This window comes from bacterium, assembly GCA_020444325.1.
Taxonomy (GTDB): Bacteria; Bacteroidota; Ignavibacteria; order SZUA-365; family SZUA-365; genus BM516.
Genome location: JAHLLD010000003.1, coordinates 107,397 through 128,869 on the forward strand (window position 1 = coordinate 107,397; position 21,473 = coordinate 128,869).

At 54.6% G+C, this 21,473-nt stretch carries 15 protein-coding genes and 1 tRNA gene; 12 read left to right on the forward strand and 4 right to left on the reverse strand.

Annotated elements, in window-relative coordinates; genetic code table 11:
- Positions 1-137: 137 nt before the first annotated feature.
- Positions 138-2,402 (reverse strand): hypothetical protein, encoded by a 2,265-nt coding sequence (locus KQI65_05215; GenBank protein ID MCB2204129.1) that lies wholly within the window; start codon positions 2,400-2,402, stop codon positions 138-140.
- Between the two features lie 174 nt (positions 2,403-2,576).
- On the opposite strand from KQI65_05215, the gene KQI65_05220 reads away from it, so the two are divergent.
- The 9 genes from KQI65_05220 to KQI65_05260 all read left to right on the forward strand — a co-directional run bounded on the left by KQI65_05220 (position 2,577) and on the right by KQI65_05260 (position 12,623).
- Positions 2,577-2,650, forward strand: a tRNA-Arg gene (locus KQI65_05220).
- 252 nt (positions 2,651-2,902) lie between these two features.
- Entirely contained in the window at positions 2,903-4,336 is a 1,434-nt protein-coding gene (locus KQI65_05225; GenBank protein MCB2204130.1) for a T9SS type A sorting domain-containing protein, read from the forward strand.
- A gap of 425 nt (positions 4,337-4,761) precedes the next feature.
- Positions 4,762-5,178 (forward strand): hypothetical protein, encoded by a 417-nt coding sequence (locus tag KQI65_05230; GenBank protein ID MCB2204131.1) that lies wholly within the window; start codon positions 4,762-4,764, stop codon positions 5,176-5,178.
- 294 nt (positions 5,179-5,472) lie between these two features.
- The gene (locus KQI65_05235; GenBank protein MCB2204132.1) at positions 5,473-8,811 is read left to right on the forward strand and encodes a choice-of-anchor D domain-containing protein; all 3,339 of its coding nucleotides are present in this window, start codon (positions 5,473-5,475) and stop codon (positions 8,809-8,811) included.
- A gap of 193 nt (positions 8,812-9,004) precedes the next feature.
- Positions 9,005-9,400, forward strand: a complete 396-nt coding sequence (locus tag KQI65_05240; protein ID MCB2204133.1) for a hypothetical protein — start codon at positions 9,005-9,007, stop codon at positions 9,398-9,400.
- A 377-nt stretch (positions 9,401-9,777) separates the two neighbouring features.
- The gene (locus KQI65_05245) at positions 9,778-10,479 is read left to right on the forward strand and encodes a hypothetical protein (protein ID MCB2204134.1); all 702 of its coding nucleotides are present in this window, start codon (positions 9,778-9,780) and stop codon (positions 10,477-10,479) included.
- A 140-nt stretch (positions 10,480-10,619) separates the two neighbouring features.
- On the forward strand, positions 10,620-11,579 hold the full coding sequence (locus KQI65_05250) for a hypothetical protein (GenBank protein MCB2204135.1): 960 nt from the start codon (positions 10,620-10,622) through the stop codon (positions 11,577-11,579).
- On the forward strand, positions 11,576-12,100 hold the full coding sequence (locus KQI65_05255) for a hypothetical protein (GenBank protein MCB2204136.1): 525 nt from the start codon (positions 11,576-11,578) through the stop codon (positions 12,098-12,100). Before KQI65_05250 ends, KQI65_05255 begins: the two co-directional genes overlap by 4 nt.
- Before the next feature lie 64 nt (positions 12,101-12,164).
- A complete protein-coding gene (locus KQI65_05260; GenBank protein MCB2204137.1) occupies positions 12,165-12,623 on the forward strand; it encodes a hypothetical protein in 459 nt (152 codons plus the stop codon).
- Here KQI65_05260 and KQI65_05265 read toward each other — a convergent pair.
- Positions 12,620-13,468: a hypothetical protein gene (locus tag KQI65_05265; GenBank protein MCB2204138.1), complete on the reverse strand. Its 849-nt coding sequence runs from the start codon at positions 13,466-13,468 to the stop codon at positions 12,620-12,622. The genes KQI65_05260 and KQI65_05265 overlap by 4 nt on opposite strands.
- A gap of 140 nt (positions 13,469-13,608) precedes the next feature.
- Between KQI65_05265 and KQI65_05270 the strand changes: the two genes are divergently transcribed.
- From KQI65_05270 to KQI65_05280, 3 genes are all read left to right on the forward strand, one after another.
- The gene (locus tag KQI65_05270) at positions 13,609-15,324 is read left to right on the forward strand and encodes a proline--tRNA ligase (protein MCB2204139.1); all 1,716 of its coding nucleotides are present in this window, start codon (positions 13,609-13,611) and stop codon (positions 15,322-15,324) included.
- A 69-nt stretch (positions 15,325-15,393) separates the two neighbouring features.
- Positions 15,394-15,912 (forward strand): non-heme ferritin, encoded by a 519-nt coding sequence (gene ftnA, locus KQI65_05275; GenBank protein MCB2204140.1) that lies wholly within the window; start codon positions 15,394-15,396, stop codon positions 15,910-15,912.
- 138 nt (positions 15,913-16,050) lie between these two features.
- Positions 16,051-16,662, forward strand: coding sequence for an inorganic pyrophosphatase (locus KQI65_05280; GenBank protein MCB2204141.1), 612 nt, complete (start codon positions 16,051-16,053; stop codon positions 16,660-16,662).
- Between the two features lie 163 nt (positions 16,663-16,825).
- Here KQI65_05280 and KQI65_05285 read toward each other — a convergent pair whose 3' ends face one another.
- The gene (locus tag KQI65_05285; GenBank protein ID MCB2204142.1) at positions 16,826-19,588 is read right to left on the reverse strand and encodes a T9SS type A sorting domain-containing protein; all 2,763 of its coding nucleotides are present in this window, start codon (positions 19,586-19,588) and stop codon (positions 16,826-16,828) included.
- Positions 19,589-19,709: 121 nt separating this feature from the next.
- Positions 19,710-21,473: a hypothetical protein gene (locus tag KQI65_05290; GenBank protein ID MCB2204143.1), complete on the reverse strand. Its 1,764-nt coding sequence runs from the start codon at positions 21,471-21,473 to the stop codon at positions 19,710-19,712.

The window sequence follows — 21,473 nt, forward strand, 5'->3', positions numbered from 1 at the left end:
TCCATGGACTCAAAATATGCAGAAACTGCATAATACCGGGCGAGTAAATATGCAGAAACTGCATAATTCGCAGCCGGGGTGTGCTTTACATCACAAAGCACACCCTGGCGTGATAGGTGAAATGTACCTGTCGTGGGCTATTGCAGCCGGACGGGAAGCACGGTAGCCGTATTCCGTGTTCTGTCACTGAGGAGCAGGAAGTAATTACCGGATGGGATTCCTTCAAGTGAAACCGGAAGTTGATGCACACCTGCTTCATGGAAGCGACCTGCAGACAGCATGCGGAGTTTGCGTCCCATCACATCGAAAATCGCAACGTCGAGACGCGCTGCATGGGCGAGTTCGACACGCAGCGTCAGGTCGCCGTGAGCAGGTTGGGGATACAAGGATGCGGACATGGGCAGCGCCGCGGTTTCGATGTCCTCCACAGCGACAGCAGGAGGAATCGGCGAACGCAGTACGCCGCATCCGCGGGTGCCTGCGTAGAGGTAGCCTTTCTCGTCGATACAGATTGCGGTGATTTCCTCGGTCGGCAGGCCGAGCGAAAAGCTGAACCACGAAGTCATATCGAATGAAGCCAGTATGGCAGTGCCCGACCCGGTTACGGCCTCACCTCTGGCGTCGAATGCGTGTCCACCAAGAAGGAAGAGATATGAGGCATCCCCGTCCGCATCAATAACGCTGAACGTGGATTGCATGCTCTGCGGAACGAAGTTGCCGCCTCCCATGCTGCTGTATCCATAGGAATACAGAGGGTCGCCGAGTCCTGCGATCAGTCCGCCATCCAACATAGGCAGCACATTCAGAGCATCGCCATCGAGAATTTTGTCCCATTCGACACCTCGATCGGACGAGAGGAACAGACCATTCTCTGTTGCCGCGAACAGCTTGTCATCTGCATAGCGGTAGAGCTGGCGGATTTTTCCGAGTCCGGGATTGTATGCGGGTGCGGACCAGTGAAAATCATCGTCGAAAGGATACAGGAAACTCTTTCCCGTTTCAACATTCACATCGCTGAGCAGCATGGTATTGTCACTGAATTCGACGATGCTGTTCAGTCTCCCCTTGATCCAGCTTTCGAAAAGGAGCGGCTGCCATCGCCAGCTTTTTCCCGCGTCACTGCTGCGGTATATGTAATCATGCATCAGGTCGCCACCGGGCAGGATGGTGAAGCGGGTCGGAATATCGGGGTTCGGGTAGGTGTATTTCATGGTATCGCTCCACTGCCACGAGTCGCCGAAATCTCTGCTGTGCATTACGCCAGTGACATGGCAGCTGTCCATAGCCGCGAGCACGCTGCCATCGAGGAATAGCAGGTCCGAGACATACCCATATCCACAATCGAGGCGCGTGCTGCTGCCGTCCGCCGTATCCACGCGCAGGAAGCCATCGAGCGTGGTTGAGACGAGCAGATCGCCATCCGCCGTGAGCATAAGATTCATCGCATCGATATCCCTGCGCAGCCATTTCCAGGATGACCCTTCGTCGTAAGAGACGAGTACGCCGCTTGTGTCGGGACGCAGTCGCTCGGGCGGTGCACCGTAGAAGTCGGTTCCGATACCGAGGTAGAGTGTACCGGATGGTCCTTCAATGATGGCACGTGCGCGGACATCGCTGTTGCGGCTGAGGACAGGGGCGAAGCTGGTGACCGGGTGCATCCAGTTGGCGGAGCGCACGAAGACCGTGCCTCCATAACCCGTAATCACCCGTCCCGAATCCGAAGTCACAAGCAGTATGTCACTATGTGGAATCCGGATGGTCGCGCTGTCGTCTACCTGATGGGAAGTATTCCAGGTCAAGCCCCGATCGAGGCTAATCCAGTTTCCCCCCCATGAGCGCGAACAGACTATCCATCCGCGGTCATTCATCGCGAATTTCCTTGGCAGATCCAGCTGCGGATTCCTGGGGAAGGTCAAGTCGTCAGACAATCGCTCCCATGTCTCGCCATTGTCGGTGGACCGGTAAATGGCGCCATACTCCTGTCCTGCATAACAGTTTCCATCGCGCAGGCAATCGAGCGCGGTTGTGGCGCTGTCGTGCACCTGTGTCCATTTCGAGAAGTCTTTGGTACGCCAGATCCCCTCATCATTCGCACAGAGAATGCTGCGGTCGTTCGCCCATGCCAGTGCGTGCACCTTACCCCAGCTGGGAGTGACATCCTTCAGCATGCTCTCACCGGGAGTATAGAGATACAGTCCGCGTCCATTGCGTCCCAGTCGTGATGAAGGCCCCGAGAACAGGAACCTGCCATCCCCAAGATCCAGCATGTGGGCCGCATAGCCGGCCTGGACATCCGTCACTGCCTCCCAATGTCCGAACTGTGCAGAACCCTCGCGAGGGAAAAGCGCGAAGATCATCGTGAACGATAGCCACAGCAGCGTAAACGTAGTTTTTGTACGCATGATAAACCCTCCAGAATGTTGTTTCCTCCACCCGCAATAAACGAGTTGTATGCCTGAACTTACAAATGTAAGCAGGGAAAGGCAAGTGCGGCGGCGAATTGCTGGCAAATCGCAGTGCTAATATGTATTTTGCAAATGCATGGTGAGCGCAGCATGCATGCCTTACAGCACATTGCCCCCGTAGCTCAGGTGGATAGAGCGACGGTTTCCTAAACCGCAGGTCGGGTGTTCGAGTCACCCCGGGGGTACAAAACGTACAACAGGTTTTGCTGAAGTAACCCATGCAGTGTGTGGGAAGGATATAGTTATTCTTTCAGGCTGTGTGGAAGGAGGGCAGCATGAATGAAAGTGCCGGGGTAGTAGAGGACATGGGGACGAACACAATGTCATTTGTGGACAGGGCACGGTTTGGCCGCTCTGCAATAACTCTGGGGGCAGTTGCTCTCTGGTTGTTCGCACTTTCAGTGTTGCCAAGCTCTGCGCAGCCCGTGGAGCGGCGATTGAGTTGGACGGATCAGGAAGCAACAGCGCACTGGCCCATCCGAATCGCGATATCCTCAACCGGTGTCCGCTGCGTGTCTTGGGAGAACGGAACACAATTTCTTTCACCGGCTGGACAGCAGGTTGGAGGAATCCTGGAGTCCCCGGCATGGATGGGAGGCGTCGAAGCTGTCGGACCGGGTACATGGGTCTTTCTGCGTTTGAAGGATTCTTCATGGAATGACACTGGTACAATACATTGGAGCAAAACCGTTACCATCGACCTTCGAACTGCGATGGCAGTGGAGTCGACACGCGATACCGTCATTCAGTTCTTCGGCCAACAGCCACCGTACAGTGAAGGTGACTACCACTGGGAATATGTGTATCGATCTTATACGGTGAAAAGCGCTTCCGGATTACTGTTTGCCACTGCGGTGGGTGTCGATGACAGACCTGGGGGACTATTCTACAAGTGGAATGAAGCGCGCTGGTCTCTCTGGCGAAGCAGAGGGGATCTGGTCCGGCATTCCAGCAGGATCGGACAAAAGACGCTGTCCGGATATCTCCAGGATCCCCACGTATGCATGGCTGCGAAGAGTGCGAGTGGCTTGATGTATCTTCTGATTCGGGAACGGGAGGAAAGCGGCAGGGATGGATTCGCCGTCAGTCAGATTGACGGTAGCAGCGGCGAACGTCTGTTGACAACGACGTTGGATCCCATGCAAGCCACACACAACGGTGATATCGCGGATTTTGTGCCATATGATGATGGACATACAGAAGTAATCAGCCTCATTCCCGGCTCGGATTCACTTGTGGTGAGACGCTATGACGAGAGCGGAAGGGTGGATGATGAGATCCTGCTTTGTCCAGAAATAAACATTGTTGACAATGAGGTGATTCGCGTAGGATGGCCAGACGCAAGTCATGTAATGCTGAAGAATGGGAATCACCTCCTTTCTTACAGTAGGAAGGATGCGGTAGACAGTACGCATCTGTACATCGCGATGTATGACCGGGAGTGGAGTCCGGTAGGAACTCCCAGACGGGTCTCCAACGTCCCATCGAACCAGCAAATCTGTGCAGGACTCGCTGTGCACAACGATTCCGTCGCCATTGCCTGGCTCGATTCACGTGAACAGTACCCGGGAATCTACTACCGTTGCTTCCCGATTGATTACGTGACGGACGTGAGTACTGCTCCAACTGCAGTACCGACACCTCTGTACGTGCACCCAAATCCTGTTCGTCAGGGTCAGGTTGCGTTCATCGAAATTGACGGCGCACAGCACGAGGATCTCTTGCTCTTCGATGCACTTGGCCGTAAGAAACTATCGCTACCTGCGGAACAGCTCACGGTATTGCGGACAGCCAATCTGCCGCGGGGAGTATACTTCCTCGTCTCACCGGGAGCGCAGGCTATACAGATGAAACAGCTGATTGTATTGTGAGATTTCATCGTACGGAAATATGAAGCATCCATGTCATACCCTGACGGTGATCGCATGCGCGTTGGTCGTTGTTTGCAGCGTGACGGGAGCGCAGCCCTTACAGGAAATTCGACTGTTCCTGTAAGACGACGCAGCTACAGATGTCCAGCTTCTGTCATCAGCGCTGTTGTTGGGGCCGTTGTGCTGGGATTGATCGCTATTGACCTGACTGCACCCCTGGAGCTCCGACATGCAGATTATCCCGATGACGACGACCTGCTGCGGGTGCTTCGTCAGATCTGTGTGTACCCGAATGAACTTCCTGCTGAGCTCAGCTCGGCGATAGTATCATGCCGCCATTGCAAATACGTGCAGAGCTGTCCTTGAACAGTTCGCAACTGCAACTGAGGGAGGTAGCACCGGGTCCGCCAGGCTCTGTAGAACTCATGAAGCTGGATACGGCGACGCACCTCGCGATTGATCTCACAGCGACGACTAAAGACGGGAATGTGCTGCATGTTCGTGTTCGCGTGCACGATATCGATGGACCGGGGACCTATCCCGTTCAAGTGGAGCAGCACTCTGCCGGACATATCTCCATCCGGGACGAAGCAAGTGGAATGAATGCATCTTTCAGCAAAACGAGCGGGGGAACTGTGACGATCGAGGAACTTGACCTGGAGACGATGCGCTGTCGCGGTCGGCTCGACGTACATTTTGACCAGCCTCAGGCCCGCTTTCCGAATCACTCGCAGCTGTACCTGCAGGGCAGCTTCGATCTGCCGGTATGGATTTCAACCGAGTATGATCTCAAACTGCATCGCCTGACGCGTCCTGCGGGATATAAGCTGATAGACCCATAACGCACATCCAGGCCCTCAAATGTACGCGTGTAGAAGGATTTTTGTTGACTTTGTCGCCGGGGGAGTGTACGTTTGACCTATCCCTCCCTCCCCCCATGGGCGTCACGGCATTAGCCGGGGCGCTCATTTTTTTTGTACCCACTTCTCAAATTACCCAGCCTCCATCATGATTGCTAAGGAATGCATGCAAACCCGCCTTCCGTCGGATTTGATATTGGGCGAAAGCCTGTTATTTTTTTCCAGGTTCAATGTATCCGTTATATCGCTCTCTCCCCGTTCATCCCGGAGGCTTCCATGAAACGTATCGCCACGTTCTTCGCACTTGTGCTTTTCCTCACTCCCATGTTTCTGCATGCGCAATGGCAGTCTGCCGGTGGACCGGATGGTGGGCGTGTGAACGGACTCTATTCCTACAGCGGATACGTCTATGCAGGCACATACGCCGGGATATTCCGTTCTTCGGATGATGGGGATTCCTGGGAAGCCGTCTATGGCGGTATTAATCCCAGTGGCGTGTATCGTTTTGCCGTGCATGATGGACTCTTTTTCGCGGGTACCGCCATGTCCAACGTCCTGGTGAGTACGGATGGCGGTACGACGTGGACAGAGGCTGCATCGGGCAGCGGCTCGCATGTACAGAGCTTCGTGAGCCGGACTTCCGGACTGTATGTCGGCAGCATCTGGGGCGGCGTGACACGGACAACGGACTATGGTCAGACCTGGGAGGAGTTGAATACCGGCCTCCCTGTGCCGCGTCTCAGCTGTCTCGCGGAAGCGGGCACGGCTCTGCTCGCGGGCATCGGCGGCGGGGGATTGTATCGCAGTACCGATGAAGGCGCCTCGTGGACGGATGTATCCAATCCCGCACCTTCCGGACAGCTGCACTGCGCCGTGCAACATCAGGGAGACGTCTACGCTTCCTTCCTGGGAAACGGTGTGTACAAATCGACGGATGCAGGGTTGTCGTGGAGCCGCATTCTGACCTCGACGTATGTGTACGATCTCATTTCCGATGGCGCACGGGTGTATGGCGTAGACAACACCAGGTTGTGGTATACGGATGATGGAGGAAATACATGGACGGAACGGACCTTGACGGGTTCACCCGCCGGGGGGTATTGCATCGAGAAAATCGGCGGCCGACTTCTTGTCGGGCACATCGCCGGTGGCGTAACCGTGAGCCTGGACGATGGTGTCACGTGGTCGGAGAGCTCAGACGGACTGCGTGCAACTAATATCAACGCCGTACTGAAATCTGGACAGAATTTGTACGCGAGTGTTCAGGACGCCGGATTGCGGCGCAGTACGGACAATGGTGCTACATGGACGGTTTTGCCGGTGCAGCGCAACGGAAGTGTGCTGTCCGAACGAAACGGCACGCTTTTCTACGGAACAAGCAACGGTTTATATAGCAGTACGGACGATGGGGATTCCTGGCAGTTGATCAATGGCACGGGCTATGCTTTCAGGAGCATGTTCAACGCTCCCTCCGTCATGTATGCAGGTGCCAGCAATGGCAGCGTACTCGCATCGACCGATGATGGCGTCAGCTGGACCAAGCGCGGGGAAATCGGGGTCGCAACGGATATTGGATCCATTGTTGACAATGGAACCGTGTTGATGGCCGGTACCTCCAATGAGGGCATTTTCGTCTCCACCGACGACGGCGCCACATGGGAACAGAGAAACAATGGACTCGGAGCGAATCCGAGCAGTCAGGATCTTATATACACTGACGGTGCCTGGTATTCTGCACGCACCCCCGGACTGTACAGATCCACCGATGACGGATTGAACTGGCAGGTGATACCGAATGCCATTCGCCAGAGCAATTCCTACAGTATCACCGCAGTGCAGGGTGGAATCGTTGCCGGCACCTATGACGGTGGAGTGTATTTCTACGATACGGATGATTCCGTGTGGACGGATATCGGGAATGGCTATCTCGGTGTGGTCGTGCAGACGCTCGCGGCTTTTGGCGACAGCGTCTACCTCGGCTCCGGTGCAGACGGACTATGGCTGCGGGCAGTTTCGGATTTCAAGCCGAGTCCCGAGATCGCAGTGAGCCCGGCATCGCTGGATTTCGGTACCGTCGCAACCACATTGACAAAAAAACTGAACGTGGAAGTTGAAAACATCAGTGACGCTGCGGTGCGACTTCGCACTGCTACAATAGTAGGTCCGGATGCCGCGGCGTTTTCCGCCGTCTTCAGCGGCAGCACTCTCCTGTATCATGGTGAGAAGAGCAGGGTGGAAGTCTCATTTGCACCGTCAGAGCTGCGCAGCTATTCTGCGGAACTTGTCATATCCTCAAACGATGTCAGCACGCCGGAGCACAGGATCGCGCTGACGGGGAAAGGACTCGAGGTGCCTGCCGCCAGAGTGGAGCCGTTGTCATACGACTTTGGGGATGTCGAGAGAGGGATGGAAAAAGACATGACCTTCCATGTCTACAACGACGGCAATCTCGATCTGGAGGTACAGATGCCGAAACTCGTGGGATCGGATGCTGCTTCATTCTCCCTGACCGGAAGCGCAATGACCATCGCTGCTGCTGATTCCGGTAGTTTTACCGTGCGCTTTGCACCTGATGCTGATGGATTGAAACAGGCGACTGTTCAGCTCCAGACAAATGATCCATCGAAGCTTCTGGTTGAAATCCCCGTTTCAGGAACCGGAGTTCGTCCCGATCGTCCAGAGATCTTTGTCACGCCAACCGCTATTAATTTCCCGCCCACTGACGTCGGCAGCAGAAGCACAGAGACCATACGTGTAGAAAATCATGGTGGTGCGGATCTGCTGGTCTACCGCACGCTCATGGCCGGTACAGGCCGGAATGCCTTTATCGCGCGTGACGGCGACAGTCTGACCATCGTACCCGATGGCTTCGCTGAAATAACCGTTGAATTCCAGCCTGAGGATAACCTTCCATACAGTGCGACGCTGAGGATTTCCTCGAATGACCCGAGTATTCCTTCTTTCCCGGTCTTTCTTTCGGGACTGGGACAGGGTGACGACAGTCCTGTGATCGAGCTTGAAAAATCTTCAATCAGTTTCGGCTTTGTCGCCGTCGGTTCCTCTCGCACCGAGGATCTGAAAATCACGAATGTGGGGCGCAGTCCGCTCAACCTCACCGGCTTCAGCTTCCAGGGCTTCGGTGCAGATCAATTCGCACTGCAGAACGGATCGGTCACCACTTTGGGACCGAACCAGTCCACCACCATCACCGTAGCGTTCGTTCCAACGAGTGATGGAGTCAAGCACGCTGATCTTGTCGTCATGAGCAACGATCCCGTACTCCCCAACGCACTCGTGACGCTCACGGGCAACGGTATCGTGTCTTCGGTTGAAGACGAGGCCATGCCGACCAGGACCGCGATACTGCAGTCATTGCCGAGTCCCGTCCGCTCAGTGGCACGCATCCCGGTACTTCTGCAGAACAAAGCGCATGTGCGTATTGAGCTCTTCGACCTGCTCGGCAACAGCATCACTATGCTTCAGGACGGCGAACTTTCCGCCGGGAAGCATTTCATCGCGTTCAATGCGACAGCCCTCCCGAGCGGAGTGTATTTCTGTCGCCTTTACACGACAGACGTACTTCGCGTCAGGAAAATTGTTGTCGACAAAAGGTAAGAACGTACCAGAAAAGATAGAACGTACTGTTGGAGGTAGGACTATGGACAGAAAGTACAGGTGTATACCAGTTGTTGTGTTGATGCTGTTGCTCACTTCGGCGGTTCATGCCCAGGAAAGCGGGCTCCCAGCAGGTAGAAGTGCAGAATCACTGACTGGTATTTGGGAAATCGTATTTGAAAACGGGGAAAGCATGCGCCTGGAACTGCTGCAGCGTTCGGATTCGCTGTACGGGTACGAAGTCAACGGTGCGGAGATGATTCCACTCCTGGGTACATGTTCAAAAGAAGGGCAACTGTACCTTCGTAGGCCAGACCCGTCGACTCCGACTGCAGATGCAGATGAGCAAGCGGGGAGTCTCAGTCCACTCGTTCATGAAATCACAGGCACTGTGCAGCACAATTGCACCAGCTTCAAAGGAGTGAAGCAGGTGCGCGATCAGGAATCCGGGGCCGTGCTCGATCAAAAAGCGTTCGCTGCCGCCAAACGTATCTACACCGATCTCCCGAGCTGGATGAACAGGGGAATGAATGCAGTGATTCTGCTGGAGGAGGCAGTGCCTGACATGGACAAAGTGCCAGATCGTTAACTTCGATGAGCGAAATTTCCTTGAGTTGCTCCTGCATTTTGTCTCCAGGGAGATACTCTGGGCGGGGCTGCATCACCGGCCTTCGCGTTGACATTGTTTGCCTGTTCGCGTATGTTATTAACCAATAAGCATATCCGATATTCTTATTTATTGTATTAGTAGCAAGGGGCACGAGCATGAGGAGAAACGCAATCAATCGATGGCTGCGCGGATTGTTATTCGCTTTACTGACACTGGGCACTGCGAACATTGCTCAGGGTTGCAGCGATCATGCAGCGGGAAGGGAAGTGACCACACAGCCTTCCCTGGAGTGCTTTGCACATGAAACCGGGATGAAGGGGGAGTCACCGGAAGAACTGTTTTCAAAACCTTCACTTGTGGTGTTCTGGTCCACCCACTGCTCTCCCTGTTTGAAGGAGTTGCGCAGAATGAACATGTTGGCGCAGGAGCATCCGGAAATCAGTTTTGTCTGGGTGAGTGGGCAGGATGATGAGAAGAAGATCGGCAAGCTGGCTGACACCCTGACGGCAATACATTTCATCCACGACCCGGATTCGACGGTCTGGCATGAGTTCAACCCGGAGAGTTGGGGCGTTGCCTATGCTTTCGATAAGTCAGGTACGCAGTTTTTGAAAGGATATTCATCCGAGATTACTGATGGAAACATCAATTCGATCGCAATGGAGAAGTCCATCACGCGTCGTCACAGCCGGATTGGCTATCAGTTCAATTTCGATACAGAAGTTGGGTTCGGCGCGCATGAGTTCAGCTACATCCCGCACGACAACGGTGAGGAAGTACAATTAACCAACAAATCCGCGACTTCGCTTGTTAACTATCTCCTTACCTCATTGTATGGAAACAAGGTTGAAATCGTCGAACGCAATGAGGCAAACGCTTCGACGCCGGTGAAAATGATCAGACTTCGCCTGCGTTACGACGAAGAGCAGAAGAAAGCTGCCTTTGAGCGTTTCCTCAAAATGTTCTGCGCGGGCTACGGAATTGTACTGGATCTGGAGAAATCGGCAGACGGGGAAGTGCAGAAGGTTATTGTCGATTATTCCGGTTATTCCGGGTAACCCTTTTCGGCGAATAGTGTCTGATTATTGAAGCCTGCTGATACGAAAGCTCGACAAAACTGACCGGGACTGTCAAAGTCGAATCCTAAAGCGAATATTGAGCAGGTTCGAATGCACTGACTGATAGTTGAGGAGGCAGGATGAAGTTGTCAGGGATATGTATTCTGGGGATTACCTTTATTCTACTGTGTTGTCTGCAGGCCTGTTCGGACGATTCTTCCGTCGACCCGGCGTCGCACCGTCCCACGGAGTTTACACCACCCACGTTGACATTTCCTGCGGATGAGGGAGTGATTTACGATCCACTACGCCTGGCGTGGGAATCCGGCTATGAGTACGATTCCTATCGACTGCAGATCAGTGAGGATGCGGGGTTTCAGTCCATGGTGTTCAACCAGGATGTGGGGACCTTCCTCGAGGTCATACCCCCCAAGTTCCTGGGTGACAGGGAGTATTTCTGGAGAGTTGCTGGACAATCGCCTGACACAGCGGTGTTTTCGGACGTTCAGTCATTCACTTTCTTCGTTCTCAAGGGACCGCTGGTACAGCGAACATGCGTGTTGACAGTGCATGGTGTGTATCTGCAGTTTATCGACGAGGGAACAATGCACCCGGATTCAGTGCGTCCGTATTACCGTCCATATCGGTTGGATTCAGCGGCGATTGAGCGCTATGGAACAGCGGGACATCATTTTCTCGGATATGGACAAGATACCGCGCCGATTTTCGACATCGACAGCGCAGGTCCACATAAGTGGACCCTCGACCTGCAATTTGCTGAGGCGAGCGATGTCATCTCAACACTGAAGTTCAAAGAGATCGCTTCCTGTGGAGGGTGGATGCCCAATATGACAGGCATCTGGTCAGAATGGTACTCCTTCGAGCTAAGCTGGCAAGGGCCATGGATGCGCTCAGGTACAGGTGGGTACTATGAAATTCGTGGCCCCGCTGCGGTCGAAGGCTTTTTCGAGGATATGAAATTGCAGGGATATCGCACTTCTTCACCCCTGGGGCCGTCAACGAGTAACACAACCTGGTATCATGCGACAGGCAACGTCGCAGCGAAGGAAGACGCGTACATCCGACTGGAGTTTATATGATTATCCGTCCTGGTAGACGAATCGTCGTTGTTCTCGTCATGATCATGATACTGCTGCCCATCCTCACAGGCGCCTGCAGCGAGTCCCGGTATCCACGTACCCCATTGGTGGACGTCCGCAATGATTCGCTGCTGATCGATCTTGACGATCGTGTCTCTTACGATGATGTGGCGGTGCTCCTGCTCTTCGGGGATGAACACTTCAACGATTACTATTCCGATGCGATGCCGGATTTTTCTGAAGGTGGACGATTTACCATCCCGCTTGAATACTGGCATCGTTTCGATGCGGCTTCCACGAAATACGAACATCCAGAGCCCGGTCGAAAACCGGATATGATATCTATCGCAGTCGATATCCCGGATGGTAGCGGGGTACTCTGGAATATCATGCTTCACAATAACCAGTATCTGCTCCTGAACAGTGAGGGAGCGAACGCCGAGGGAGAGCGGGTTCCGGAATTGAACAGGGCGATGCCCGACTCCCTGAAACGTCTACTCGCCAATCGTACGACGTCTTAGCCCGGAAGTGCCTTCATCCCACTTAATCCGCTGCCTGGAGAGCGAATTTATCGTACATTACACTATGAACGCTTTTCGAATACTGATGGTACTTCTCGTCTGTTTGCTGGCCGCCAGCTCGCTGCAGGCGCAGACTGGCACGGGACAGACCGTGAAAGAGCCCAACACGATGTTCGAGTTGAAGGTTCGTGTGGACGGACATTCGGTCATCATCCGTAATGATGGGGATCAGAATTTCCGGCTCACCTCCATCGGTATTCTCTGGCAGGAGGGACGAGGGTACTGGTCAAAGGAACCGGAAGACATGCATGTGCCGGCACATGACAGTTTGCGTGTGCAGTATGCAGACATTGTTGCGAACTATGACCCGAAAACCGACGATGGCTATCCACGCGGTGTCATGATGATGCTGGAGAACGAGGATGGGAAAATCGAACCGCTGGCGTTCATCGGGAATGAAGTCGATGGGTACCAGATCAACCCGTTGCTCGTCAGGGAAATGAAGCAGCGGCAGGAACGCTAAAACGTTGCCCGCGCGCCAACGGATAGGGTGAGGGCGCGCTTGAGTCCGTCAAAGTTGACATCACGCTGCAGGAGGGGAAGCGCCACCTGTCCGAGAAGCGCGTACGATTCGTTGAGGTCGTACGATGCAGTGCCAAGCACGTTTACCTGCAGCTGATCACTGTCCTCCACATTGTAGAAGATATCCTGGTTGACAACGAACGGAAACTGGCGACTCGATTCGCCGAGGCGCTTGATCGCGATTACCTCGAGTCCGAACCCGATGTCACTGATGAAACTGCTGTATCCGACCCGCCCGATAAAATCGTCACTGCGCTCGAGCCGGTCGATGCGATTGTCGCTGCGTCCTGTGCTCAGCTGATATCCGATAGCGAACAGCCATTCCGCGTATTCATACGAAGCGCCAAGGATCAGGTCATTGGTGCCGAGTCCGGGCTGATACGCCTGGGGAAGATTGTCCTCATTCACCGGTCCCGTAGCCAGTTTCCCGCCTGCCTGCAGGAAGAGCTGCTGCTGATGCTCCTGCCATACGCGCTGACGCCAGAGCAGGATGAGATCCCCGATGCCGCTGGTGCTGCCCAAAGGACCGTCAATGGTCCTGTACGGCAGGCGGACAATCAGTGCGGAATTCTCAAACAGATCCACCAGAGCATCCAGCTGAATGGTGTGGAATGTGAGATCCTCATCGCCGCCGGACTGTCCATAAACGTAACGCAGCGCGACCTGATGACGTGAGTTCGTGGGAGCCGCACCGATAACGCAGGCGCCCGCATCCGAACACTGGGCAGTGACGTCCTGCGAGATAAATCCAAGCAGCAGGAGGAGCAGAAGTAGGCTTTTCCGCATAGATGGCCTCAAAAATTGAAGTTGAACGTTCTGCATTCCCAACATGCACGGGTCGCAGGTTGTTCCTCGTAAGGGGGAAATGTATATTTCAAGATGTAATTGATCCATGAAAATCGCTTTTCCATCAACGAGTTACCTCCATGCGCCTCTCTCAGTACTTCATTCCCACACTCAAGGAAATTCCCGCAGAAGCGGTCATTCCCAGTCACCAGCTCATGCTGCGCTCAGGCATGATTCGCGGACTCTCGTCCGGAATCTACTCACTGCTTCCGCTTGGCTACCGGGTCTGGAAGAAGGTCATGACTATCATTCGCGAAGAAATGGACGGGATAGGCGGCATGGAACTGCATCTCCCGGCCCTCAATCCGAAGGAGATCTGGGAAGAAACCAATCGCGTCGAGGCCTTCGGCGACACCATGTTCCATATCAAGAATCGTGAACTGGTGCTGGCCCCGACGCATGAAGAGATCATCACACATCTCGCGCAGGCTTTCGTGCACTCGTACAAGGATATGCCGCAGATCTGGTATCAGATTCAGACGAAATTCCGCAACGAACCCCGCCCGAAATCCGGTGTCATTCGCAGTCGCCAGTTCCTGATGAAAGATGCGTATTCCCTCGACAATAGCTGGGAGGGACTCGACGAGAGCTATCAGAAACACTACGATGCGTATTGTCGCATTTACTCGCGCTGTGGACTCAATTACTTCGTGGTTGGTGCTTCCAGCGGTGCCATGGGTGGTACGGGATCACAGGAATTCATGGTGGAATCCGATGCCGGTGAGGACCTCTGCGCTTTCAACCTCGAAAGCGGATATGCCGCCAATATCGAGGTGGCGACGTCACAGCTGCCCGCGGTCACACGGTTGGATGAAAACCCCGCGGCCGAGAAATTCGACACGCCCAATGCAAAGTCCATCGATGACCTGGTCGAACAGCACGGTGTAATTGAAGAGCGCTGCGCCAAGGCGCTGGTGTATTTCGCAGACGATCAGCCCTGGCTGATTTTCATGTCGGGCAACGATCAGCTCAATGAAGCCAAGCTGCAGGGCGTCCTCAAAGCCAATATCATTCGTCCCGCGCACGATGAAGAACTGCTGGCCCTTACCGGAGCAAATGCCGGTTCCATCGGACCAATCAATCTCAAGACGAAGCTGCGTCAGATCGCAGATCTGCGTCTGAAGAACGCCAACAATCTGGTCAGTGGCGCCAATGAGAACGGCTTCCATTATCGCCATATCGATATCGATCGCGACGCCGACATCGAGTCCTATTACGATCTGCGTACCGTCATCGAGGGTGAACCCGATCCGGTGAAGGGACTGCCTCTCAACGTGAAAAAAGCCATCGAGGTGGGACACATTTTCAAACTCGGAACGAAGTACTCCGAGGCGCTCAAGGCCAATTTCCTTGATGCGGAAGGCAAGGAACATCCCATTATCATGGGCAGCTACGGTATCGGAGTCGAACGCATCGTCGCCTGTCATATTGAACAGCGGCATGACAAGGATGGTATCTGCTGGCATCCGTCAATCGCACCCTTCCAGATCCAGGTTACCGGACTGAAGGTCGAAAGCGATATGGTGCGTGAGCATGCCGAGAAGATTACGGCCGACCTGGAAGGCGCAGGACTCGAGGTGCTCTATGATGATCGCACTGGTGTCAGTCCAGGCTTCAAATTCAAGGACGCCGACCTGCTGGGTATGCCGGTGAATGTGATTGTCGGCGAAAAACATCTCAAGGACGGCAACGTTGAGATCAAGGTGCGCCACAGTGGAGAACGTCATGTGCTTCCCCTGGCGGACGTCGTCTCGAAGTGTGAGAATTTGGTTACAGAGCTGATGGAAGAGAACTAAACCGCAAGCTCCGATGTTCTGCTATCAATGAGAAGATCCATCAACTTTCACTTAATACGAGGCTAGTACATGCTGAGCAAAACCATGGTCGAGAAGCTCAACGACCAGATCAACATCGAGTTTGAATCCTCGAATCTCTACCTGCAGATGGCCGCCTGGTGCGCCTGGAAAGGATACGAGGGTGGAGAGACTTTCCTGCGCATGCATTCCGAGGAAGAGCGTATGCACATGATGAAGCTTTTCAGCTATGTCGGTGAAACCGGTGCCCTCGCGAAAATCGGCAGCACGGAGCAGCCGAAGCTCGAGTTTGAATCCCTTTCCGACATGTTTGAGCAGATTCTCTCGCATGAGAAATTTGTGACCAGTAAGATTAACGAATTGGTTGCGTCCGCTTACGAGGAAAAGGATTTCTCGACGCTGAATTTCCTCCAGTGGTACGTCGCTGAGCAGCATGAGGAAGAGACGCTCTTTAATGCACTCCTCGACAAGATCAAGCTGATCGGACACGACGGCCGCGGACTGTACCTCATCGACAAGGAACTCGGCAAGCAGGCTGCACGCGCCGCTGCCGCTCCCGCCGGTGAATAAGTCCTGACAAGTATTTTCTGCAATAGCGGTCCCGTGTTGAACGGGACCGTTCTTGCATACAGTTGCCTTTGACTCCTGTTTGATGTACAATGGGAGGCGAAAAACCCCCGCTTTCAAAACCATTCTCAGTAGAACACCATGGCCTTTCCCGCACCTTTTTATCGTTGGCGTCCCCATCCCTGGCATGGACTCGAAGCAGGACAGACGCCACCTTCGCTCGTCAATGCATATATCGAAATCACGCCATTCGACATGGTCAAATATGAACTCGACAAGCTGACGGGATACCTGCATGTCGATCGTCCACAGCGCTCTTCCGCGCTGCCACCGACGCTGTACGGGTTTGTTCCGCGAACCTTCTGCGGACGCCGGGTCGGCGCGCTTATGCCGAGCGCGGAGAAAGGAGATGGCGACCCGCTCGATATCTGCGTGCTCAGCGAGCGTCCGATCAATCGCTCTGACGTCGTGCTGCAGGCGCGCGTAGTCGGCGGACTCGCGATGAATGATCACGGGGAGGCGGACGACAAGATCATCGCCGTGCTCAACAAGGACAGCTTCTGGGCGAATGTGAAGGATATCAACGAGCTTCCACCTGTGCTTGTCGAGCGTCTGCGACACTATTTCAGCACCTACAAGCTCGTCCACGGTGAACCCCACCACGTCTCCATCGAACGCGTCTACGGCCGCGAAGAGGCGGAAAATGTCATCCTCGCCGCCATGGAAGATTACCAGGAGGAATACGGGGAGTAGGAAGGGTCAGATTACAAATTGCAGATTACAAATTGCAGATTACTGCAAGCAGATTTCTGCAATCTGTCAACAGGGATTGATTCCACGTTGCCACCAGGCCTTCGGGGACACGACATGGGAATCAATCCCTGCTCCTGATAAGTTCGGGATCTGCAATCTGCAATTATTTGAGCACCATCATCTTCTTCGTGACGCGGGTGTTGCCGTAGGTGAGGTGATAGAAGTAGGCACCGCTGGGGATGGCGGTGGCGTCGAAGAACACGTGATGCGTGCCGGCATGCTGCTGACGGTCGACGAGTGTACTGACCGTGTTGCCGAGCGCATCGGTGATTTTCAGCTGCACAGCACCGGTATGAGGCAATGTGTAGCGGATCGTTGTTACGGGGTTGAAGGGGTTGGGGTAATTCTGCTCAAGTGTGAAGTCGGAAGCGACAGCATCCCGGATTTCTACAGGAATTTCATTTGAATATGTTTCGCTGCCGTCGGTATCAACCTGCTTGAGTCTGTAGTAGAGCAGATCGCCTGCGGGAAGGGCGTTGTCGACATGCGAGTACAGCTGCAATCCTGCCGAGCTGCCTTTTCCATCAACAAATGCGATTTCTTCCCAGCCGCCGAAACGGGTACGGCGTTCAACGGCAAACCCGCGGTTGTTGGATTCATGTGACGTTCTCCAGTCAAGACGTACATTGCTGCCATCTCTCCGTGCCGACAGGTTGAGCAGCTCGACGCCGAGGGTGACGCCCAGACTGTAGACACTGCGTCCATGCGTGGCCGCATACAGCTTCCCCGTTGTGGGATGCAGTTCGAGATCGACAACGACGACCTTGGGCATTCCGTCGCCCAGGATTTCCCAGTTCTCTCCGCCATCCGTTGTCGCATACACGCCGAAATCGGTGCCGACGAACAGTTCATTCGGCATTCCGTAGTTGATGGCCAGCGCATTGGTGGGAATGGCCGGCAGATTCCCTGAGATACTTTCCCATGTTTCCCCGGCATCCGTAGTTTTGAAAACGCTTTCGTCGATGTAGTGCGAGAAGCACGCGTACACCGTGTTCGGATCGGTCGGATGGAAAACGATATCATTCGTATTCCTGCCCGAGGGCAGACCTTCGGCTTTCAGATCCCAGTGGCTCCCGGCATCGGTCGTCCGGTATATCTGTCCGTTGGTGTTGCCGACATACATGATATCAGGGTTCAGCGGGGAGACGGCGATGTAGGTGATGCTCTTGGATGAATCCATATCCCCGTGAAACGGTACCCAGAGCAAGCCACGATTCGTCGTCTTATAGAGCTGCTTCGTTGTGGCGGTAAAGAGGATTGAAGGATCGGTGGGATGAATTTCGACCGGCGTCACCCAGCGTCCCTTCCCGTAAAGTCCGTCATTGATCCCGGTCCAGTTTTTTCCACCGTTCACGGTGCGCAGATGAGATCCGTTCTGATACTCGGCATACTTGATGTTCGGGTCTTCGTAATCGAACACGCAATATCCGCCGTCACCGCCTGTCTGATGTTCCCAGTTTGCGTGAGCGGTATCAGAGCCGTGGTTACTCCCGTTGTCCTGCGTTCCTCCCATCATGTCTCCCGGGTTGGGAAGAGAAATGCCCAGCTCATAGAACTGTGTGATTGCGATATCGTCGTTGCGCGAGCGGTAGGTGATACCTCCGTTGTCCGAAACATACAGTCCGCCGTCATTGCCGACGAAGCAAATGTCGGGTGAGGAAGGACTGAATTCGATGGCATGCTGATCCACATGCAAACCGCCGCGCGGCGAAAAATTCCGTCCGCCGTCCAGGCTCAGATACAGTCCGACACCGCCTGCAAGCAGCATATTGGGATTCATGGGATGCACGGCAATCTCGCAGTTGTACCAGCCGTAGGTGTTGAAGAAGTTCCGCGGGTTGTCCGCCGGCATGGTTCGTTCCCAGCTCTCCCCGCCGTCCGTACTTTTCATGACAGCAAGTGTCTTGTTCTTGTAAGGATCCTTGGAACCGGTCAGAAGCGCGTAGATGATCTCAGGCTGTGATCTGCAGAGGTCGACGGCGCAGCGGCCGATGCTGTCCGTTCCCACGCCCATGTCGAGCACCTCCCAGGTGCGTCCGGTATCTATCGAGCGAAGGATGCCGGCATTCTGTACCGCGGCATAGATGAGTGAATCGGAGGTCGGATGCAGGACGAGGTCATGGGCCACGCCGCCACGTGTCTTTTCCCAGCTCACGCCACCGTCGGTGGAGCGGAAGAGTCCCTGCCGTGCCGCGACGAAAACGATGCTGTCGATGCTGTGATGCACACGAATACAGCCGATGTTTTTCGCAAAGTTATTGCTGATCACATCCCAGGTCGCACCTGCATCCGTGGACTTCACAACGCCGACTCCGGGATAGGAATCCGCACTGCCATTGGCTTCACCAGTACCAACGTAAATGATATCAGGGTTGCTCGGGTCGATGTCGATGCTTCCCATCGCCATGGTAGGCAGATCATCTGCTACAGGATAAAAATGGGGCACGTCGGCCGTGGCGTTGGTGGATTTCCAGATCCCGCCGTCAGCGGCGGTGAAGTATACAATGCTGGAGTCCGTCGGATGGATGGCAACACCGGTGAGGCGTCCCCCGATATTGGAGGGTCCCACGAGCTGCCATGCTGCAGCCGCGGTGCCGTTTTTCTTGGAAAGGGAGACCGCGGGACGGTAGACGGACATCTTCTGTGTCTGCCGCCAGGCTTCCATGCGTGCTCCTTCCGGTATGGTCCCATCAGCCTCCTCGCGTCCATCGCGGAACCAGCGATAGCGTTGATGAATCCACTCTTCGCTGTCTCTGTAGAGCGAAAGCTGATCTGCGGGTTCTACCGGATTGTAGGGAATATCGGATTGTGCGAAAACGGGGAGTGCTGTAGCGAACAGCAGAAGAAGGGTGGCAAACGTCTTCATGGCTTTTGCAGCATTGTGAGTGAGCGAGATCTGGCGGCGCAGGATTCCGGGCTGGAATCTGCATCCGGCTATTACAGCAATATCTCCACTCGTAGAAGCAAATCCAAGAAAAAACGGTCGATTACTGCGATTGGCGAATCTCCAGCGCATGCATGTCTATAATCACATCACCATTGATGGCATGGATGGTGAGCATGCCGCTGCCGAGCTCGGAGGTGAGTCGCGGACTGTCGAAGAGCTTATCCTTTGCCATGCCGATGGTGTTGCCATTGACGGTGCGTTGGCCGTGGTAGGTGAAATCGAGTTTCTCTCCGTCCATCGTCGTGTAGCGGATGCGCATGTCGCTGTCGAACGCAGAGGTGTCGATGACGGTTTTATGCAGTTTCTGCATAAAACTCTTGAAGGAACCGGCTTCGTTACGTCCGATCACCTGAACGATGACGCCATTGCGCAGCTCATTCGAGACGAAAAGCGGCTTCCCCTGGCTGTCGGCGATACGGAATTTCTTCAGCGGATACATCCCGATGTACACATCTCCCGTATTGATACTGATCCATCCTGACTTGAGCGTATCGACACGCATGTCCCTGGGATCAGCGGGCAGGTAGCCTATGATGAGCGGAAAGCGCTTCACCTCCTCGAGGTCATAAAGCGCAATGAGGGTGTTCCTGTGCTGGAAGACATCCTCGAATGGCGATCCCCCGACCATTTTCGTCACGGTATCGTAGTACGGATCGACCAGGCCGATATTGCGGAACGCGATTTCATCGCTGTGGGGAAGAAACGGCAGCAGGGAGGCGGGGTCGGACCACGGGTGCATCACGAACAGATTCGCGGCGCTGGTCGGATCTTCAGGGATCCATGTTACATCCCAGCTGTGCTGCTCGCGCGCCTGCACTTTTCCGCCCGGGATGGAGCCGAGTGCGTACAGTGGATCCATGTAGGTGTAACGGACGACATCGTCGACGACAGGTACGAGTCCGCTCCGAATCTGTTTCGCGGGACGCTTGCGCTCCCAGCTCTCATACGGTTCGCGGCGGACGGTGGCGAGTTCGACAATCGCAGGGTGCGGCTGGAAATCGCTCAACAGAGCGAAATACTGTGCGCGGCCGTATACCCTCGGTCCATCTCCAAAATACAGCCAGGCGATCGATGACATCCCGTTCGCGACGGGAAGCGAGAGAGTCGCCGGGTCACGTTTCTCGCGCGAATGCGCGCCGCAGTAACTGCCGTTGAGATAATCATGCGCAAAATCGGCCAGCAGCCACTGCGCCATGAGTTCAGCCCGCAGGCGGAGATCTTCGTCTCGCGCGAAATCCCGCAGCAGAAGCATGGACATGAAGAACATGCTGGCGTAGGTGGGGGAGTCGAACTCCCGCTGTCCTCTCTCGGTGCTTTCGCGTATCCAGTTCAGAAGAAAATCCTGTGCGTCATGCACATTTTCTTCCCGGGATTTTCCATTGAAAAAATGTGCGTCGGGACTGAAGTATGTCGATGCGAGATACAGCGCGGTGTAATACGCGACGCGCTCGTGCTCGCCCTGCAGGGGACGAATGGGGAAAAATTCCCAGATGGATTCGATACGCTCCCGCAGGCTGTCGCTGAGTTGCGGCCGCACATGGATGTACGAAGCCGTCATCTGAAAGCGCTCAATGACATCGGGCGAAACACTCGATGTGAGTGCACCCAGCATTGCGAGTCCTTCCTCACGATGTACGGTATCGAGAACGCGTGCCGTCGCGGCAGGATAGTTGGCGTCGATGTCAGCCGTCGTAAAGAAGGTGCGTATGCTGTCACGCCGCACGGAGATATCAAGCTGTGCGGCCACGGGCTGTGTGGCAGCAATCGAGAGAAAGAGTATGAAGAGAAGGGCTTTAGCTTTCAT

Bases quoted from the DNA above. Each gene is read 5' to 3' on its own strand.
- KQI65_05215 (MCB2204129.1), bottom strand. From the start codon at position 2,402: ATGCGTACAAAAACTACGTTTACGCTGCTGTGGCTATCGTTCACGATG.
- KQI65_05230 (MCB2204131.1), top strand. From the start codon at position 4,762: ATGAAGCTGGATACGGCGACGCACCTCGCGATTGATCTCACAGCGACG.
- KQI65_05235 (MCB2204132.1), top strand. From the start codon at position 5,473: ATGAAACGTATCGCCACGTTCTTCGCACTTGTGCTTTTCCTCACTCCC.
- KQI65_05240 (MCB2204133.1), top strand. From the start codon at position 9,005: ATGCGCCTGGAACTGCTGCAGCGTTCGGATTCGCTGTACGGGTACGAA.
- KQI65_05250 (MCB2204135.1), top strand. From the start codon at position 10,620: ATGAAGTTGTCAGGGATATGTATTCTGGGGATTACCTTTATTCTACTG.
- KQI65_05255 (MCB2204136.1), top strand. From the start codon at position 11,576: ATGATTATCCGTCCTGGTAGACGAATCGTCGTTGTTCTCGTCATGATC.
- KQI65_05260 (MCB2204137.1), top strand. From the start codon at position 12,165: ATGAACGCTTTTCGAATACTGATGGTACTTCTCGTCTGTTTGCTGGCC.
- KQI65_05265 (MCB2204138.1), bottom strand. From the start codon at position 13,468: ATGCGGAAAAGCCTACTTCTGCTCCTCCTGCTGCTTGGATTTATCTCG.
- KQI65_05270 (MCB2204139.1), top strand. From the start codon at position 13,609: ATGCGCCTCTCTCAGTACTTCATTCCCACACTCAAGGAAATTCCCGCA.
- ftnA (MCB2204140.1), top strand. From the start codon at position 15,394: ATGCTGAGCAAAACCATGGTCGAGAAGCTCAACGACCAGATCAACATC.
- KQI65_05280 (MCB2204141.1), top strand. From the start codon at position 16,051: ATGGCCTTTCCCGCACCTTTTTATCGTTGGCGTCCCCATCCCTGGCAT.
- KQI65_05285 (MCB2204142.1), bottom strand. From the start codon at position 19,588: ATGAAGACGTTTGCCACCCTTCTTCTGCTGTTCGCTACAGCACTCCCC.
- KQI65_05290 (MCB2204143.1), bottom strand. From the start codon at position 21,473: ATGAAAGCTAAAGCCCTTCTCTTCATACTCTTTCTCTCGATTGCTGCC.